At 67.5% G+C, this 17,856-nt stretch carries 17 protein-coding genes; 14 read left to right on the forward strand and 3 right to left on the reverse strand.

Translation table 11 applies throughout. The features are described 5' to 3' along the window. The first annotated feature begins 108 nt into the window (after positions 1 to 108). The gene (locus tag K8W59_RS09915) at positions 109 to 1,551 is read left to right on the forward strand and encodes an IS1380 family transposase (protein ID WP_223393460.1); all 1,443 of its coding nucleotides are present in this window, start codon (positions 109 to 111) and stop codon (positions 1,549 to 1,551) included. A gap of 107 nt (positions 1,552 to 1,658) precedes the next feature. On the opposite strand, the gene K8W59_RS09920 is transcribed toward K8W59_RS09915, so the two are convergent. Next, positions 1,659 to 2,093 carry a type I restriction-modification system subunit M N-terminal domain-containing protein gene (locus K8W59_RS09920; protein WP_223399676.1) on the reverse strand — a complete coding sequence of 145 codons (435 nt, stop codon included), beginning with the start codon at positions 2,091 to 2,093 and terminating at the stop codon, positions 1,659 to 1,661. A gap of 523 nt (positions 2,094 to 2,616) precedes the next feature. On the opposite strand from K8W59_RS09920, the gene K8W59_RS09925 reads away from it, so the two are divergent. From K8W59_RS09925 to istB, 3 genes are all read left to right on the forward strand, one after another. Beyond that, complete coding sequence (locus K8W59_RS09925; protein ID WP_223399677.1) at positions 2,617 to 3,411, forward strand: abortive infection family protein; 795 nt, start codon at positions 2,617 to 2,619, stop codon at positions 3,409 to 3,411. 102 nt (positions 3,412 to 3,513) lie between these two features. Then, entirely contained in the window at positions 3,514 to 4,767 is a 1,254-nt protein-coding gene (gene istA / locus K8W59_RS09930) for an IS21 family transposase (protein WP_223398657.1), read from the forward strand. Then, positions 4,767 to 5,588: an IS21-like element helper ATPase IstB gene (gene istB, locus K8W59_RS09935; protein ID WP_223398655.1), complete on the forward strand. Its 822-nt coding sequence runs from the start codon at positions 4,767 to 4,769 to the stop codon at positions 5,586 to 5,588. Before istA ends, istB begins: the two co-directional genes overlap by 1 nt. Positions 5,589 to 5,629: 41 nt before the next feature. Here istB and K8W59_RS09940 read toward each other — a convergent pair whose 3' ends face one another. Together K8W59_RS09940 and mobF are read right to left on the reverse strand one after the other, a co-directional pair. Continuing rightward, positions 5,630 to 5,962 carry a hypothetical protein gene (locus K8W59_RS09940; RefSeq protein WP_223399678.1) on the reverse strand — a complete coding sequence of 111 codons (333 nt, stop codon included), beginning with the start codon at positions 5,960 to 5,962 and terminating at the stop codon, positions 5,630 to 5,632. A 111-nt stretch (positions 5,963 to 6,073) separates the two neighbouring features. Continuing rightward, on the reverse strand, positions 6,074 to 9,601 hold the full coding sequence (gene mobF, locus K8W59_RS09945; RefSeq protein ID WP_223399679.1) for a MobF family relaxase: 3,528 nt from the start codon (positions 9,599 to 9,601) through the stop codon (positions 6,074 to 6,076). A 401-nt stretch (positions 9,602 to 10,002) separates the two neighbouring features. Between mobF and K8W59_RS09950 the strand changes: the two genes are divergently transcribed. The 10 genes from K8W59_RS09950 (at position 10,003) to K8W59_RS09995 (ending at position 17,851) form a co-directional block, all read left to right on the forward strand. Next, positions 10,003 to 10,584 carry a hypothetical protein gene (locus tag K8W59_RS09950; RefSeq protein ID WP_223399680.1) on the forward strand — a complete coding sequence of 194 codons (582 nt, stop codon included), beginning with the start codon at positions 10,003 to 10,005 and terminating at the stop codon, positions 10,582 to 10,584. A 45-nt stretch (positions 10,585 to 10,629) separates the two neighbouring features. Beyond that, entirely contained in the window at positions 10,630 to 11,553 is a 924-nt protein-coding gene (locus tag K8W59_RS09955) for a hypothetical protein (protein WP_223399681.1), read from the forward strand. 24 nt (positions 11,554 to 11,577) lie between these two features. Beyond that, complete coding sequence (locus tag K8W59_RS09960; RefSeq protein WP_223399682.1) at positions 11,578 to 12,249, forward strand: SAF domain-containing protein; 672 nt, start codon at positions 11,578 to 11,580, stop codon at positions 12,247 to 12,249. Then, positions 12,249 to 13,016, forward strand: a complete 768-nt coding sequence (locus K8W59_RS09965) for a P-loop NTPase family protein (protein ID WP_223399683.1) — start codon at positions 12,249 to 12,251, stop codon at positions 13,014 to 13,016. Before K8W59_RS09960 ends, K8W59_RS09965 begins: the two co-directional genes overlap by 1 nt. A gap of 131 nt (positions 13,017 to 13,147) precedes the next feature. Beyond that, the gene (locus tag K8W59_RS09970) at positions 13,148 to 14,503 is read left to right on the forward strand and encodes a CpaF family protein (protein ID WP_223399684.1); all 1,356 of its coding nucleotides are present in this window, start codon (positions 13,148 to 13,150) and stop codon (positions 14,501 to 14,503) included. Continuing rightward, a complete protein-coding gene (locus tag K8W59_RS09975) occupies positions 14,500 to 15,357 on the forward strand; it encodes a type II secretion system F family protein (protein WP_223399685.1) in 858 nt (285 codons plus the stop codon). Before K8W59_RS09970 ends, K8W59_RS09975 begins: the two co-directional genes overlap by 4 nt. Further along, a complete protein-coding gene (locus K8W59_RS09980; RefSeq protein WP_223399686.1) occupies positions 15,354 to 16,259 on the forward strand; it encodes a type II secretion system F family protein in 906 nt (301 codons plus the stop codon). The genes K8W59_RS09975 and K8W59_RS09980 overlap by 4 nt, the downstream gene beginning before the upstream one ends. 49 nt (positions 16,260 to 16,308) lie before the next feature. Continuing rightward, positions 16,309 to 16,497, forward strand: coding sequence for a hypothetical protein (locus tag K8W59_RS09985; protein WP_223399687.1), 189 nt, complete (start codon positions 16,309 to 16,311; stop codon positions 16,495 to 16,497). Between the two features lie 104 nt (positions 16,498 to 16,601). Then, on the forward strand, positions 16,602 to 16,904 hold the full coding sequence (locus K8W59_RS09990) for a transposase (protein WP_223396339.1): 303 nt from the start codon (positions 16,602 to 16,604) through the stop codon (positions 16,902 to 16,904). After that, entirely contained in the window at positions 16,901 to 17,851 is a 951-nt protein-coding gene (locus K8W59_RS09995) for an IS3 family transposase (RefSeq protein WP_223396340.1), read from the forward strand. Before K8W59_RS09990 ends, K8W59_RS09995 begins: the two co-directional genes overlap by 4 nt. Positions 17,852 to 17,856: the final 5 nt, after the last annotated feature.

Genomic DNA, 17,856 nt, shown 5'->3' on the forward strand with positions numbered 1-17,856 from the left:
ATGAGTTTGGTGACGTGAGCGTGGCGTAGAACGAGAATGCCCTTGCAGGGCAGGAGAATCTGAGTTCTTCAGGCAAAGATTCACACCGGCAGCAAGGGCATCTCTGGGATGAAACTCTCTCACACGGTTCGAGCGACGTCGGCAGCCTTCGATGATCCGAATCTCGTGTCGACTGGCGGCCTGGTCCCGGTGCTCGCGTTGGCCGACCGTGGTGGGCTGCGGGATCTGGCTGATACCCACCTCACGGTGCCCACGCACAAGGGCGCGAACGCCGGACTGAAGGTCGCCTCGCTCGTCGGTGGGATGGTCGCCGGCGCGGACTCGATCGATGACATGGCGCTGCTGCGGCACGGCGGGATGGGCCGGGTTTTCGCCCGCGCCTACGCGCCCTCGACGTTGGGCTCGTTCCTGCGAGCGTTCACCTTCGGCCACGTTCGTCAGCTCGACGCAGTCGCATCGAGGTTCCTGATCGCGGTGGCCGGACTCACCCGGCTCCTGGGCGCCGGGACCGGTCTTGGCGCCGGCACCGAGGAGTCAGGAGCCGGTGCCGGGTACGCGTTGCTCGACGTCGACGACACGATCATCGAGGTCCACGGCCACTCCAAGCAGGGCGCCGGGTTCGGCTACTCCGGTGTGCGCGGGCTCAACGCACTGCTGGCCACGCTCACGACCGCGACGACGGCGCCGGTGATCGTGGCCCAGCGGCTCCGCAAGGGCGCGGCGGGGTCGCCACGCGGCGCGAAGCGGCTGGTCGGCGACGCGGTGAGGACCGCCCGGCGACTGCTCGGCACGGGTCAGCTGGTCTTGGTCCGGATGGACTCGGCGTTCTACGGCCGCGGACCAGTCCACGCCGCCCTGGTCGGCGGCGCCGATGTGTCGGTCACGGTGCGGATGGACAAGGCCGTCAAGAAAGCGATCGCCACAATCGGCCACGACGCGTGGACCACCATCGAGTACACCGACGCCGTCTTCGACGAAACCTCGCAGAAGTGGATCTCTCGCGCCGAGGTCGCCGAGATTCCCTTCACCGCCTTCGCCGCGCAGAAGAAGTCCGAGCAGGTGCCCGGGCGGCTGGTGGTGCGTCGGATCCCCGACTTCAACGCCGAGAAGAACAAGGCAGCCGGCCAGGACACCCTGTTCGACGTGTGGCGCTTCCACGCGTTCTTCACCACCGCCGACCCCGTGCTCCTGGACACCGTCGCGGCGGACAAGACCCACCGCCATCACGCCGTCATCGAGCAGGTCCACGCCGACCTCAAAGGATCCGCGCTGGCCCACCTGCCGTCCGGAGTGTTCACCGCCAACGCCGCCTGGCTGGTGCTCGCCGTTATCGCGTTCAACCTCACCCGCGCCGCAGGCACCCTCGCCGCACCAGACCTGGCACGGGCGACCACCGCGACGATCCGACGCAAGCTGATCACCGTGCCCGCGAGGGTAGCGACCTCAGCGCGCCGGATCACCCTGCACCTGCCCCAAGCCTGGCCCTGGGAGAACGCCTGGACCGCCCTGTTCGACCGGGTCAGCGACCCGCCGCCCGGCCTCGCGGCCTGACCCACCCAGCAGCCACCGCTGCGCGACCCGAGGACCAAAGGACGACCCGGACAGCAAGGTCCGGCAGATCCCCACGCCCACAGCCGCTCACCCCACGGCGATCCGGATCACGCGATTACCACCAAGCTCATCGGTGGATCCGGGTTAAGGGAGCGGTTCTCCCTCTCGATGAGGTCCATCGCGTCGTCGATGACCGTGCCGATCTTGGACGCGTCGCCGGCGCTGTTCTGGATGTACTCCCAGCGTGCCTCGGCAGGTACCCAGAAGACGCTGTGACTGCGGTACTCGTCGCGGTCCTCGAGGAAGGTCTGACGACGGGCCTCGTTCGGGATGTAGTCATCCGAATTCGGGTCCGAGAGCGCCGCCTCGATGTCCTTGTACCGAGCCTCGAAGCGGTCCGAGATGTACTTGAGGAAGACCAGACCGAGGACGACATGCTTGTACTCGCTCGGCTCCTGGTTACCCCGAAGCGCGTCGGCGGCCTCCCAAAGGCGCTGCTCCAGCGTCTTGGCCTGCGCCGCCTTCTTGGCTGCGCGCGCCATCAGAGCCACACTTCCGCCGTCGCGAGCGCGGTCGTTTGCGTGGTCATGCTTGTGTCCTCCTGGGATGTGACAAAGAAAAGCCGAGAAGGATGACACAACACCTGCTTCCCCGCAAGGACGACTCTATCGAGGGCGGCCGACGGATCGGGGACGAACGCGCGGGGTGGGGGCGCCGTAGCTGCTCCTTGCGGCTACATATGCCGAGTCATGGTGCTTATTGCGAAGCACGCTGGTGCGCGACAACGCCGATGTGCTGCGGCCAGCCAGCCCCTTGGCGGGCGTCCCGTTGCCACGGCGATTCACGGGCTTCGCCGTGCGTCATCCGCGAGTCGGGCGCTCCGAAGTCCGGTCTGCGATTGTCCCGTACCTTGCGCCGGTATGACCGGATTTCTGTCGTGGGAACCGCCGTTCGAGAGCGATGAGACCGGCGCCGTGCTTGGTGCGCTGGTCCGGCTGCGCACGAGGTACCGTTCCGTGTCGAGGAGGTCCTGAAACCGTCGGCCGACTCGACCACAATGGGACTATGTCATCGACGAGCGAGCGTCTGCCGCACCGAGTATCGAGCCTCGCCATCGACATGTTCGCGCGGGAGACCGGGTTCAGCGGGCCAGAGATTCACAGCATCTTCGCCGAGCACACCGATGCTCTCGGCCCCTATCAGGGGTGGGGCGGCGGGAGCCAATCCCGCTGGCAAATCTTCGAGGCAGGCTTGAACTCGCTCCCCCTGCAACAGCAGAGGGCGCTGCTGCTCGAACTCTGCGACTACGACGGCTCCGTCAGGCACGGCATGCCAGCACCAGCGCGAATCGAGAAGCTGCGTTCACTCCTGCTGGCCGATGGCACCCCCGGTGCAGTAGCAGCCGGAGAGGGGCTAACCAAGCTGGCTGATTGGCAAGCGGTCACGAAGTCGTGGACGGTCGCGTTGAGCAAGGTGACCACCGATCCCGACGGGGCGATTACGGCCACTCGGACGACGCTGGAGAGCATCTGCAAGCACATCTGCGACGAGCGCTCCGTGACCTATGAGGACTCGTGGGACCTCGCCCGGTTGTACAAGGCCGCGGCCGCGGCGATGGAGGTCTCCCCAGATCAGCACACCGAGCAGATCATCAAGCAGATTCTCAGTGGAGCCGCGACTGTCGTGGGCGGACTCGCCGGGATGCGGAACGCACTGAGCGATGCGCACGGCCGCGGTAAGGGGTCCGTAGGTCCTGCTCCGAGGCACGCGAAACTTGCGGTCAACGCGGGATTCGCGATCGCTGGCTTTCTGATCGATACCCACATCGAGAAGCCAGCTCGAAAGGCGGAGGCGAATTAGACGACCCTTGTCGACGGCACGTGAAAACTGACCCCCAAACGGCAACTGAAAACTGACCCCCTCCGAGACCCTGTCCTCGAGCTCGAGGCAGGGAGATGCGGAGTGTTGGCAGTGGAGGACTGGGCGGAGATCCGGCGGTTGCACCGCGTGGAGGGAGTGCCGATCAAGGTGATCGCCAGGTCGATGGGGATCTCGAAGAACACGGTGCGCAAGGCGCTGCGCGATGACGGGCCGCCGCGCTACGAGCGGGTCGGGCGTGGGTCGCTGGTTGATGCGGTCGAGCCGCAGATCCGAGAGCTGCTGCGGGTGACGCCGACCATGCCGGCGACGGTCGTGGCCGAACGGATCGGGTGGGAACACTCGATCCGGATCCTGCGGACCCGGGTCAGCGACCTGCGGCCGGTGTACCTGCCGCCGGACCCGGCATCGCGCACGACCTATGAGCCGGGTGAGCTGGCGCAGTTCGACTTCTGGTTCCCCGACATCGAGCTCCCCGTCGGGTACGGCCAGATCCGGACGGCAAAGCGGCTGCCGGTGATGACCACGGTGACCGGTTACTCGCGGTGGTCGGGCGGCTTGTTGATCCCTTCCCGCGATGCCGCGGATCTCTACGCCAGCTGGTGGCAGCTGCTGTCGACCCAGCTGCAGGGCGTGCCGAAGACACTGGTGTGGGACGGCGAAGGAGCAGTCGGTCGGTGGCGCGCCCGCCAACCCGAACTCACCGGCGATTGCCAGGCGTTCCGTGGCGTGCTCGGCGCGAAGGTCTACGTCTGCAAGCCAGCCGATCCCGAAGCCAAGGGCATGCTCGAGCGGCTCCACGACTACCTGGAGAAATCGTTCCTGCCCGGTCGCACGTTCACCTCACCAGAAGACTTCAACACCCAGCTTGCCGCGTTCTTCGTGAGAGCCAACGCCCGCCGGATGCGGGTCCTGGGCTGCAGCCCGGGTGACCGGGTTGCCGCGGACCGTGCCGCGATGATGCCCCTGCCGCCGGTGCCGCCCGAGGTCGGCTGGCGCAAGACCATGCGGCTGCCGCGCGACCACTACGTCCGGCTCGATTCCAACGACTACTCCGTTCACCCGGCTGTGGTCGGGCGGCGGATCGAGATCCACGCCGACCTCGAACGAGTGTGGGTGACATGTGAGGGCGCGATCGTCGCCGACCACGCCCGCGTGTGGGCCCAGCACCAGACCATCACCGAGTTCGAGCACACCGTCGCTGCCAAGCACCTGCGGCACGGTCGGGCGGACCTGCTGCGCCCGGTCGCCGACGCGGTCACCGGCGAGGAGGTCGAGATCCGCTCACTCGGGTTCTACGACCAAGCACTCGGCGTGGTCGACGGGGAGGTGTCCTGATGGCCACCAGGTCGACCACCAGAACCACGACGAAGCCGAAGACCGGGCGAGACGTCACCAGCGAGTTGGAGTACCTGACCCGGGCGTTGAAGGCACCCACCCTGCGGGAGTCGGTCGAGCGGCTGGCCGAGCGTGCCAGGGAGGAGTCATGGACCCATGAGGAGTTCCTGGCCGCCTGCCTGCAACGCGAGGTGTCGGCCCGGGAGTCCCACGGCGGCGAGGGACGGATCCGCGCCGCCCGCTTTCCCAGCCGCAAGAGCTTGGAGGACTTCGACTACGACCACGCCCGTGGTCTGAAGCGGGAGACGATCGCGCACCTGGGCACCTTGGACTTCGTCGCCGCCAAGGAGAACGTCGTGCTGCTCGGCCCGCCCGGGACCGGGAAGACCCATCTGGCCACCGGATTGGCGATCCGCGCTTGCCAGGCCGGACACCGCGTCCTGTTCGCCACCGCGTCCCAGTGGGTCGACCGGCTTGCTGAGGCCCACCACGCCGGCAAACTCCAAGACGAACTCCGCAAGCTGGTGCGCTACCCGGTGCTGGTCATCGACGAGGTCGGCTACATCCCCTTCGAACCCGAAGCCGCCAACCTGTTCTTCCAACTCATCTCATCCCGCTACGAACGCGCCAGCCTGATCGTCACGTCCAACAAGAACTTCGCCCGCTGGGGCGAGGTCTTCGGCGACGACACCGTCGCCGCGGCCATGATCGACCGGCTCGTCCACCACGCCGAGGTCATCGCCTTGAAGGGCGACTCCTACCGGCTGAAGAACCGAGAACTCGGCCGCGTCCCCGCGGCCGTCAACGAAGAGAACCAGTAACCGAGGGGGTCAGTTTTCGATTGCCGCGAGAGGGTCAGTTTTCAGCCGCCGTTGACAACCCTGGGGTCCCCGATGCGCCGGAGCGCTCGTCCCGCCATCAACGGAAGGCTGAGAAGAGCCATCCAGACGAATTTCATCGCGTTCCAGAAGAAGAGGAACACCAGCACGTTGAGCCCGCCGAGGCCAGGCCGGGCTGCACCTTGGATCGTCAGGGCGGTCAGGCCGAGGTAGGTGGGCGTGGCGATGAGGGCAACGGGGATCGCCCACTTGAGGCCGCGCGGGGTGCGCAACCAGTCGACTGCGCGGTTGGTGGGCATGTAGAAGCGGAGGTAGCCGCGGATCGCGGCGCAAAGGTGCCAGAGCGCGGTGAGCATGAGATCTCCTTCGGTCGGGGCTCACCTCCTGCCTACGCCCGGCATCCGACAGTCCGGCCGCCCCATCGCCCCTACTGGGGATATCTCGGCCGTAACTACCGCTGTGTACCGCTACCCCAGCGCCCGTCCCTCCCGCTCAACGGGGCGGCTCCGCCCGTCCTCGGCGCCAGAGGCTTCCTCGGAGATCGCCCGGGCACGCGTGATCGCCTGCTTGGCGCGGCCGGCGTCGAGCTTCTGCGCGACGGTCTCAGGCTCGCCGAGAGTCCTCCGGCCGTCCACGCCGTAGCGGTCGCGGTACGCAGCGATCGTCCGCACCTCGTGGAGCCATCGACGGCGTGCCGCCTCGGTCGGGGGCGGGGTGCCGAGCCGCTTCGACCAGAGGGCGTTGTCCTCGACCGCCTCCTCCGCCAGCGTCAACGCCCGTCCTTCCATCAGGTCAGCGCGCTCGGCCAGCGCCTTGGCCATGACCTCGTCCATCGGGCCGTCGGCGACCGGGATCAGACCAACGACCAGCTTCGGGGACGGGCAACGCATGCCCTGCTTCGGCTGGGCAGCCTTCTGGAGGCGGCTGATGAGGACGGCACCGATGTCCTCGGCGTCAGCGAGCGAGCGCCGCCTGACCACGGCCGGCAGGAGCCGCTCGACATCGTGGTGGTTGGACTCGGCCCGGCGCAGCTCGGAGGTGAGCGGGCCGAACGACTCGGACCTCAGCACTTGCTCGACCTGGGCGTCTGTCAGCCCGCTGCTCCTGATCGCAATGATCCAGCGCTCGCGCTGGGCGACTGCGCCGATGGTTTCGTACTCGGCAGCGATCTGCGCGATGGACGACCAGCGGTCCTGCTCCGCCGCGATCATCTGGTGCGCGGAGAGCTCTCCGCCGATGTGTTGGAGGACGCCGTAGAGAACGGTGTGGGCGTCCACCTCGTCAGGCTCGGGAGGGGCGTGACCTTCGTCGGGCTTGTCGAGCGCGACGTACGCGATGTTGGAGTTCCGGCCGCGGGTCATGGAGACGTAGAAGTTCTCCCGCGTCGTCGAGCCGGTCACCACGACATGAGCGGTGTCGACGGTCATCCCCTGAGCGCGGTGCGCGGTGACGGCGTACCCGAGGTCGACATGCTCGGCGACGTACGCCGCAGGCAACGTCACCGACCCACCAACGGCGATCCCGAGACGTTCGACCTGCATCGAGCCGTCGTTGTGAACGCGGGTGACGGTCCAACGGTCGCCGTTGCGGACCCAGCCGCCGCGCAGGGTGTGGAGGCGTCGGTCGTTGTGGCGGGTGATGATGAGGTCACCCTCGGACGCCTGGGTGCCGTCGGCCAGGTTCACCTCGATGTCTCCGACCGGGTTGGCAACGATTCGGTCGGCGCGGGCACGCCGGTTGAGTCGGATCACCATGTCACTGGCCTCGGCGACCAGGATCGACGTCCGCCCCTCCTTCACGTCGGCAGTCCACGCCAGAAAGGCGGCGTCCATCATGTCGTCGGTTGTGCCCTCCTGGACGCGATCCTTGGCGACGTAGGTGCTGATGACTTCCGCCCGTCCGAACCGAAGGTCGAGCGATGCGGACTTCTCCCACTCGTGGGTGAAGCGGTGGACCTCGGCCAGCTCGGGGGTGTCGGGACGGGCGGAGGCCAACAGAGAGAACGCCCCTCCTGCGTCGACCGACTGAAGCTGTGCCCAATCGCCGACCAACAGGACCTTCGCACCAGCCTCGGCAGCGAGCGTCGTGAGGCGGTCGAGACTGAGCGTGCCGGCGAGGGTCGCCTCGTCGATGATGACGAGTTGGCCGCTGAGGAACTCCGCCCGTCCCCGGTCGTGCTCGTGGAGCCACTTGGCGGTGTTCTCGCACGCGATGCCCAGATCCTCGGCGAGTACCTGGGCGGCGACCGCGCTCGGCGCGAGGCCGACGACGCTGCCCTTGCCGTGAACCTCCATCCAAGCCGTCTTCAGCGCGTGCATCGCGGTGGTTTTACCCGCGCCGGCCGGACCCACGAGCAAATCGAGCCTCCGACCGGACACGGCGATCCCTGCCAGCGTCTCGGACTGCTCGGCAGACAACAGGTGCTCCTTGCGCGTCACCCGCTCGATCACGTCGAGGTCCATCTCCGCGGCGGTCATGTCTTCGGCCCGGGCCAGGAGGCGGTCCTCGGCGGCGAGCAGGGTCTCGGAGGTGAACACGACTCCGTGACGCGGCCGGAACCGCGAGGTGCCGTCGGCTCGCCGGAAGATCTCCGGCACGGTGACCAGATCGGGCGGAGTGATCGTCACCGACTCCTGCTTCGCGGCCTCGACGATCATGCCGACGACGGCCTCGCGATCCTCCGCGCTGGCGAACCGCCAACCCATCGTCTGCCGGGATGCCTCCGCCCAGAGGTTCCAGTGCTTCCAGGTCGAACGCTTCTCCTCGACCGCGCCCACGACGGAGACGCCGACTTCGGTGATCGCGTCGAGGGGCACGTCGTCGGCGCGGAGGGTGGGACGAGCGCGAGAAGGTGCGGTGGCTTCCTTGGCCCAGTCGACTGGGCCCCTTCCGAGGATCTTCTGCGCCCGTCCTCGCCACTGGGTCGTGAGATCGAACAGGGAGTGAATCTCCTTCTCGGGGCGCGTTGCCAGCGTGGCCTTCGCGCGCAACTGGATGATCCTGGCCGAGGAGGGGCGGCGGCCAGTCAACTCGACGTACTCCGCTATCAAGCGGTCCTTCTCTCGGTCGATGTGACGGGACCGGCTGGAGAACTCGCGGATGAGCGTCTCGGGGACGGGGGCGAGCTCCCAGGCCGCGTTGCGTTCCGCACCCCGCTCCCGCTGCTCCCACTCGATGCCGAACAGTCGGGTGAGGCGGTCGGCCAGCACCGCGTTGTAGTGCTCGGAGATGGGCACGTTGGCCTCGTACATCGCGGTGCCGTCCAGGCTTCGCCAGCGCCCGTCCTCTGTCGTCTTGACCCTGTTGGAGATGACGACGTGGGTGTGGAGCTGCGGGTCCCCGAGCCGGGAGTCCCAGTGGTCGTACGCCGTGGCGGCCACTCCGATGACATCGGCCTGCATCACCGCGCCGTTCCCAGCGGCAACGCCCCTCCTCGTGGAGACGACCTCCCGCTCCATGAAGTCGAGCACCTCGGCAACTGCCTCGTAGTGGGCACGGTCGATCAGTGCCTGCGTGCCAGCGTCGGACACGCCCCACAGCGCCGAGACCGACTTGGGAACGCTGAACGTGTAGTCGTAGCCGGCGACCCCGCTGGACGGTTTGACCGACTCCTCGGCCTTGATCTGTCTCTCCGCCTCTGACCGCTGCTCGGCGGTGAGGCTCGGACTCAGCTCGGTCACCCGAGCGGCGATCCGCGCTCCCACTGGCGGGAAGACCGGGAAGGCACGACCGAGTTTCTCGCCAGTGACCGGGTCCAATCCAGTGCCGATCAGGAGCTGGAGTTGCTGCGGCGTCACCTGATCACCGCGCTTGATCTCGCCGTCGCCGAAGGCGTGGAGCGCCGAGCCCATCCAGCGGCCCGGCGGAGTGCCTTCCTCGGTGTAGTACCGCGTGACCGGGTTGGCGTCTGCCATGTTGGCGTCGCCCCGGACCACACTCTTGAGCAGGTAGTCGTAGCCCCGGCCGGCCCGGATCTTCCTCATCGAGACGGTCATGGCCGCACACCTCCTTGGTGTGAAGGTGTCCGCGCAGGTCCACAGCCCCGGTTCAGGCTGAGTTGTCCACAGAGCCCCGGCCACATAGCCCACCTCGTTCTGCATGACGTGTATGCCGAGAAGGAGGGTGCGGCCCATCAGGGCGGGGCGCAGGCGCGGTGCGGTCGGTGCGGCACACCTGGGTGAGAAGAGGCGGCACTCGGTCTCACGGAGCGAGGAGGCAACGTGAAAAGCGAACCGGTTCAAGGTCCCGGATGTGACGTACGATACGAATGCGACGACCCAGTCGGCCCGCCGTCAGGGCGTCGTATGCGACCTTCTCGGGATGGTCTCGCGAAGGCGTCCAGGACTCGGCCATGACGAACGCCCGACACTCTGCGCTCCTGGCGACCGTTACCGCGGTGGCGATCGCAACGGGAGGTTGTGCCTCCGACGGCAATGACCCGGCGGCGACCCCGACCCCCACTTCGAGTTCGAGCTCGCCGGCCACCACCACGACTTCCCCAACGCCGCAATCTGACAGCGAGATCGCATCAGAGGCGGCGTCTGCCATTCTCCGGAAGTACTACGAGGTGCGAAACGACCTTCGCCGAAACCCAAGCAAGCCGTTGAGGTTGCTCGACGAGGTCGCGATCAGCACCGAACTCGCGGCACAGAAGAACCTGTTCACGAAGGAGCGCAAGCAAGGCCTCCACCAGACCGGTGCGACGAAGATCGTCGAGCTGGAAGTGCAGTCGGTCAACCTCGACAACTCGGACCCGAAGGCCGGCAAGGTGCCGACGGTCCAGATCGACCTCTGCTTCGACGTGAGCGACGTCGACGTCGTCGACAAGAACGGCGATTCGGTCATCAGCCCAGACCGACCGGACACCGGCTGGATTCAGTTCCTGGTGTCGAACTACCGGTGGGACACCGATCCCGATGGCTCGTGGCGTGTTGCCTCAAGCCAGGACATCGAGCGCGCGCCATGCGAAGCCTCGTAGTCCGTGCCGTCGTCACCTCACTCGCCGTCGCGGGGCTACTCATCCATGCCCGTCGCGGGGCTACTCATCCATGCCCAGGCGCCGTCGTACGCCGACACCGTCTGTCAGGTCACGGACCCTGAAACCGGCGTCTGCCTGATCTACGTCGAGGTCCCCGGAGAACCCAGCGACCCCGGAGACGGTGGCGACGACGGACCCAAGGACACCGGGGGCGATGCCGCTTGCTTCTGGGACGGGAGCGATCAGGGGATCACGAAGCCTCCGCCCGGGCCTGTCCCCTGTTCCACCGAGTACGGGTACTGGTCGAACGGCTACCGGTGCTACATCTCGCTGCTCGACCCGCAACCGCCAGCCGGCGATCCGAACTGGCAAGGCCACGAGCCAGGCGACGGTGCCGTCTACACCTGTTACCAGCCACAGACCGACCTGCTCATCTGGATCTGGTCGAAGGACCCGCCGCCGAACTCCGGCGCAGGGCCGACGCCCGGCGAGGTCGCGCAGGTCGCGATTCAGGAGATGAACCTGCGGGCCATCGACATCGGCATCACACCTGAGCCAGGTGAGGACAGCATCGGAATCGTCGGTATGCCCGTGTGGATGTGGGCTGCCAACCCTGACGAGCACACCGTCGGTCCGATCACGGAGTCGGCCTCCGCGGGTGGGATCACGGTCACTGCCACGGCGAAGCTCCACAAGATCACCTGGGACATGGGCGACGGCGCCACGGTCAAGTGCATAACCGCCGGGACGCCGTACGAGGCGGCGTACGGCAACTCGAAGTCGCCCGACTGCGGGCACGTCTATGAGAAGTCGAGCTCGAAGCAGGCGGGCGGGACGTACACGGTGACCGCCACCTCGGACTGGGTCATCACATGGGAAGGGGCAGGCCAAACCGGGACCATCCGGCTGAACGGCCTGACACGGACGGTCGCGATTGCGGTCGGGGAAGCGCAGGTGCTCGTGCAGTAGCGGGCAGCGGAGAGGCGATTGAGTATGAGTAGTGCAGCCACCCGAGTCGACGGGGCTCTCAATCAGGAGGGTCCGGCCACGACGGCGCTCGTGCCTCCGCCGAAGCTGCGTCGACGACCAGCGCTCGTAGCCGCCGCGATCGGTGCCATCTGCATCGGAGCGCTGCTCGCCGGCTGGGCCTGGACCGCGACGACCAACACCCAAGAAGTGCTCGTCGCGCGTCACTCCATCGAGCGTGGCTCCGTCATCGAGGCAGATGACCTTGCCCGGGTTCAGCTCAGCGCTGACCCGGCCTTCAAGCCCGTGTCGGCCGCGGAGCTCGATCGGGTGGTCGGGCAGCGCGCGGCGATGGACATCTCTTCTGGCGGGATGCTGACACCGGGTGCGTTCACCGCTGAGGTCGTTCCCGGCGCAGGCGACTCAGTCGTCGGCGTCGCGCTCACCCCCGCTCAAGCCCCTGGTCTTGCACTTCGGTACGGAGACAAGGTCCGCGTCGTCGTCACTCCAGCCCAAGGCGACGACCTCCCGGCAGGCACGCCGTTGAGCAACGACGCCACCATCGTCGGCGTCCACACCTCCGACGAGACCGGACAGACCGTCGTCGACCTGCTCGTTCCCAAGGCTGATGCCGCGGTGCTCGCCACCAGGATCGCGACCGGCAACATCGCCCTTGTCCTGGATTCCCGGGAGCGCTGATGGCTGTCCTCGCGCTCGCTTCCGCTTCCGGCTCCCCTGGCGTCACCACGACAGCGCTCGGGTTGGCGCTGCTGTGGCCGCGCCCGGTCCTGCTCGTCGAAGCCGACCCGACCGGTGGCTCCGGCTTGCTGGCCGGCTACTTTCGTGGCACCCGTGAGTACGACGGCGGGCTCATCGAGCTCGCGCTGACCGCGAGCAACCTGAGTGATGCTCTTGCCGACGTCGCACGTCCCATCGAGGAAACCACGGTGTCGTTCGTCGCGGGCACCCGCTCGCACACCCAGGCCAGTGCTCTTCGGGATCTCTGGGCACCGCTGGCGGAGACACTCGGCGAACTGGAGACCGCCGGTCAGGACGTCATCGTCGATGCCGGCCGACTCGGTCTCCACGGGTCACCCCAACCGCTGCTCGATGCCGCCGACTTGTCCCTGCTCGTCAGCAGGACGACGCTCCCCCACCTCTCGGCCCTGCGCTCGTGGGCAGAGGCGTTCCAGCGCCCTGCCCTGGACTGGCACCAGTCGGGCGTCCTGCTCATCGGCGAGGACCAGCCCTACAACGCCCGCGATGTCACTGCAGCGGTGAACCTGCCCGTCCTGGCGTCGCTGGCCGACGATCCGGGGTCGGCTGCGGTCTTCTCGCGTGGAGCCCAGCCGCCGAAACGGTTCGAGACCGGGCCGCTGGCAAGGGCGCTCACTGCGGCCATCGCTTCGATCCACTCGACGATCACCCGCCGGCGCAACGAGCTGCTCGAAGGAGCCCGGTCATGACGACAGATCGATCCGAGGACTACGACACCACCCCGCTGACGGGGTTGCCTCTGTTCACGCAGCCAGTTCCGCCGGTGGCTGAGAGGTTCGACCGTGGCTACCCAATGGCTCCGGTGGCACACCTGTCGACCATGAGCACCCATCCCATCGGCAGCAGCCTCGACTGGTCGCTCGTCTCTGCGCTGCGCGCGCAAGCCTCCGAGCAGCTCAGTCAGGCGGTTGCGGCCGACAAGGGACGGCTCAACAAGGTCGCGCAGGAGGAGCTGGGCCGGACCATTGTGCTCGACCTCATCGAGACGACCGTGGCTGACCGGGTGAACGCCGGGATGACCACACTCCCCGGCGCCGAGCAGGACGCGCTGGCCCGTGCGGTGTTCGACTCGCTGTTCCGGCTCGGCCGCCTCCAGCCCCTCGTCGACGACGACCGGATCGAGAACATCATCATCACCGGCCACGACAACGTCGTGCTCGAACTCATTGACGGCTCACAGATCGACGGGCCACCCGTGGCCGACTCCGACGAGGAGCTCGTCGACTTCCTGGTCTTCCTCGCCTCCCGATCCGAGGTCAACGCTCGCGGTTTCTCCGAAGCCCAACCGCGCCTGCATCTGCGCCTCGATGGCGGCTCGCGGCTCGCCGCTGCTGCGTGGGTGACGCCCCGCCCCTCCGTCGTGATCCGTCGCCACCGGCTGATGGAAGTCACGCTCGACGACCTCGTCACTCGACAGATGCTGACTCCTGTCGCAGCGTCATTCCTGCGGGCGGCGGTGCGGTCCCGCAAGTCCATCGTGGTGTCCGGATCGCAGGGCGCGGGCAAGACGACCCTGGTTCGAGCTTTGTGCGCCGAGATCGACCCGCTGGAGGCGATCGGCACCTTCGAGACTGAGTACGAGCTGCACCTGCACGAGCTGCGCGACCGGCACCGCATCGTCCACCCGTGGGAGGCCCGTCCTGGGTCAGGTGAACGAGGTCCGGACGGGCGAGCGGCCGGTGAGTTCACCCTCGACGAGGCCCTCGTCGACTCGTTCCGCTTCAACCTCTCCCGCCAGATCGTCGGCGAGGTCCGAGGCAAGGAGATCTGGGCGATGATCAAGGCGATGGAGTCCGGCACCGGGTCCATCTCCACGACTCACGCTTCCGACGCGGTCGCGGCGATCCGCAAGCTGGTGACTTGCGCGATGGAGGCCGGCCCGCACGTCACCCACGACCTCGCGACCTCGAAGCTCGCGGCAACCGTCGACCTCATCATCCACCTCGACCTGCGGACCTACCAGCAGGAGGGGCGCAGCATCCGGCAGCGCCGGGTCGCCGAAGTCATCGCCCTCGACCCCGGCGAGCGCGAGACCGGCTATGCCGCCACTCACGTCTTCGCCCCAGCCGCCGACGGGACGGCCGTTCCAGCGGTCCTGCCCGACTCCTACCGAAGCCTCGCGACGTACGGCTTCGACCTCGGCACCTACCTCGCCCAGCAGGAGGTGCGGTCGTGATCGTCCTCATTCCGGCCTTGGCCGGCGCGCTGGTGGTCGGCGGCCTGATCGCCCTCGTCCTCGGGCTGCGCCCCTCCCCCATCATCGAGCGCCCCTCCCGCCCCCGCAAGGTCCGCACGGTCACCCGGCAGACCCGGATGCTTCTGCTCGGCGGCTTGGCCGCGGGCATCGTCGCCTTCTTGGTCACCGGCTGGGTGCTCGCGCTGGTCATCGTCCCGGTGGCTTTCGTCGGTCTGCCCATCTTGCTCTCGTCGTCCTCGGCAGCGCAGCGGATCGAGCGCCTCGAAGCGATGGAGGAATGGACCCGGTCCCTTTCAGGCGTGCTGACCGTGGGGGTTGGACTGGAGCAGGCGCTCGTTGCCACACTCCGCTCCACACCGGCCGTGATCGCTCCCGAGGTCACCCGGCTGGTCGCCCGGCTCCGCGCACGCTGGGTGACCGAAGATGCGTTGCGGGCGTTCGCCGACGAGCTCGATGACGCCACGGGTGACCTCGTGGCTGCGAACCTGATCCTCGGCTCCCGAAGGAGGGGCGCAGGGCTGGCGAGCGTGCTCGAAGGTCTGGCCGAGTCGGTGGCGGCCGACGTACGCGCCCGGCGTCAGGTCGAGGCCGACCGCGCCAAGCCCCGAGCCACCGCACGCTGGGTGACGGTCATCAGCGTTGGGGTGCTGGTGATCCTGGCGGTGTCGGGCACCTACGTCGAGCCCTACCAGAGTGCGCTCGGGCAGGTCATCCTCGTGGCGCTGCTGGCGATGTACGTCGCGACGCTGGTCTGGATGAAGCGCATGGCGATAGGACGCGCGATGCCCAGGTTCCTGGCCCCCGTCCCCGTCACGAGGAAAGGCGCAGCATGACCACCGGACTTCAGATCGCGCTGCTGGGAGGGGCGTTCCTCGGGCTCGGCGTGGTCTTGCTCGTTGCCCGCCTGATGCCCGCCGAGCCGGACCTCACCGAGGCGCTGAGCCGACTGACTCCTGCCCGTGGGCGAACGAACGCCGTTGGTCCGGTCACCACTGCGAAGGGCAAGGAGCGGATCGGCGTCTGGGCGATCAAGGCGTTGCCGCCGGCCGTCTGGATCAGGACTCCGACGCGAGAGCTCGCACTCCTACGTATCCCGCTCGCGAGGTTCTACGGCGACAAGATCGTCATGACACTCATGGGTCTCATGATCTCGCCCCTCCTGGCGTTCTTCTTCGAGCAGCTCGGACTGGGCTTCCCCATCGCGGTCCCGGCCATCGCGTCAGTCGGGCTGGCGGTCGTGATGTTCTTCCTGCCCAACTACAACGCGGTCGACGACGCCCGTAAGGCTCGCCTGGAGTTCACCCGAGCGCTCGGGGCGTACATCGACCTCGTCGCCTTGGAGCGGAACAACGGCTCCGGCGTACGACAGGCAATGGAGTCGGCGGCCGAGGTCGGCAACTCGTGGGTCTTCACGCGCCTCTCGGAGGAGCTGACTCGCTCCCGCTGGTCCGGCCAACCGCCCTGGGATGCCCTGCACGCCCTGTCCGACGAACTGGGCCTGCCCGAGCTCGACGACTTCGCCGACATCATGCGGCTCTCCGGCGAGGAGGGCGCGTCGGTCTACACCAACCTGCGCGCCCGTTCGGCCGCCATGCGCACGGCGATGCTCAACGACGAGATCTCCGAGGCCAACGCTGTCGGCGAGCGCATGACCATTCCCGGCTCCCTGCTCGGCGTCATCTTCATGGCGCTGCTCGTCGCCCCATCCCTGCTGCGGATGTTCAGCAACACCTGACAACCCCAACCCCACGAAAGGGCACCCATCCAGGAAAGGAAACGCCACTATGAACCGATTGCTCGCACTCCTACTCATGCTCCATCTGGGCGTCGATGCGCGCCTGCGGGTCCGCAACGAGCGAGGCTCTGTCACGACCGAGCATGTGCTCTGGGCCGTGGCCGTCATCGCCATCGTCGGGATCGTCGTCGCAGCCATCAAGGCTTACGTTGAAAGCCAAGCCGGCAACATCAAGTAGGCGGCGGGACGAACGCGGCTCGGGCACCATCGAGCTGGTCATCCTGCTGCCTGCACTGTTCGCGGTGATGTTGAGGTTCCCCCCGGACCGTAGAGGCATCGACAATGAGGATCGAGATGCCACAGAAGCGGAAGAAGTACGACCGGGAGTTCCGTGAGGGAGCTGTCCGGATCGTCGAAGAGACCGGGAAGCCGATCGCTCAGGTCGCGCGCAACCTCGGCGTGGTCGAGGGCACGTTGGGCAACTGGGTCAAGCAGGCCCGGGAAGCACGCGAGGGCCGCGACGGAATGTCGAAGGACGACCACGAGGAGCTCAAGCGGCTGCGTGCTGAGAACGCCGAGCTCCGGATGGAGCGTGATGTCCTCAAGCGATCCGTGGTCCTGTGGGTGAAGGAGGCGACGAAGTGAGCGTGGCACGCTTCATCGCCGACCAGAGGACGATCTACCGGGTGCCGCACACGATGACCTGCCTGCTGCTGGGGGTGTCCCTGGCGTGGTTCTACAAGTGGCGCGACCGGTCGCTCGGCCCGGGCGCCTCGAGCGGCCTGTTCACCGCTATGGACCGTCGCCGCTACACCATCGACCGGGCCGTGAAGGTGATGTTCACCAAGAAGCGGGGCCTGCACGGCTCCCCGCGGTTGCACGCTGACCTGCTCGATGATGGGTGGGAGGTCAGCGAGAAGACCGTCGCGGACTCGATGCGCCGCCAGGGGCTGGTCGCCCGGCGGATCAAGCGGAGGAACGGTCTGACACGCCAGGACAAGACCGCACCGAAGTTCGCCGACCTGCTGCGCCGTGACTTCACCGCGCAGCGGCCTAACGCCCGCTGGGTTGGCGACATGACTGAGATCCCCACGGCCAGCGGGAAGCTGTACCTGGCCACCGTGATCGACCTGTACTCGCGTCGTCTGCTCGGCGCCGCGACCAGCCTGCACCCCGACGCCGAGCTGGCGTGCGCGGCGATCAAGATGGCCGTGGCGGCTCGCGGTGGCGTCGATGCGGTCAACCAGCCGGGTTGGCGCACCGAGGAGACCAAGCGGGTCATCTTCCACACCGACCGGGGCTCGACCTACACCGCGACCTCGTTCACCAAGCTGTGCCGCGACATGGGCATCCGGCAGTCGATGGGCCGGGTCGGGTCGTGCTTCGACAACGCCGCCGCTGAGGCGTTCTTCAGCAGCCTGGAGTGGGAGGTTCTCTCACGCCACGAGTTCGAGCACACCCGCCAGGCCCAGGCTGTCGTGCTGGACTGGTGCTACGGGTTCTACAACCACGAACGCCGGCACAGCTCGGCAGGCATGATGAGCCCGGTCAGCTACGAGAACACCGCGGCCCCCGACCGGGAAGCCGCATAAGGAAG

The sequence above is a fragment of the Nocardioides rotundus genome, assembly GCF_019931675.1.
GTDB lineage: Bacteria > Actinomycetota > Actinomycetes > Propionibacteriales > Nocardioidaceae > Nocardioides > Nocardioides rotundus.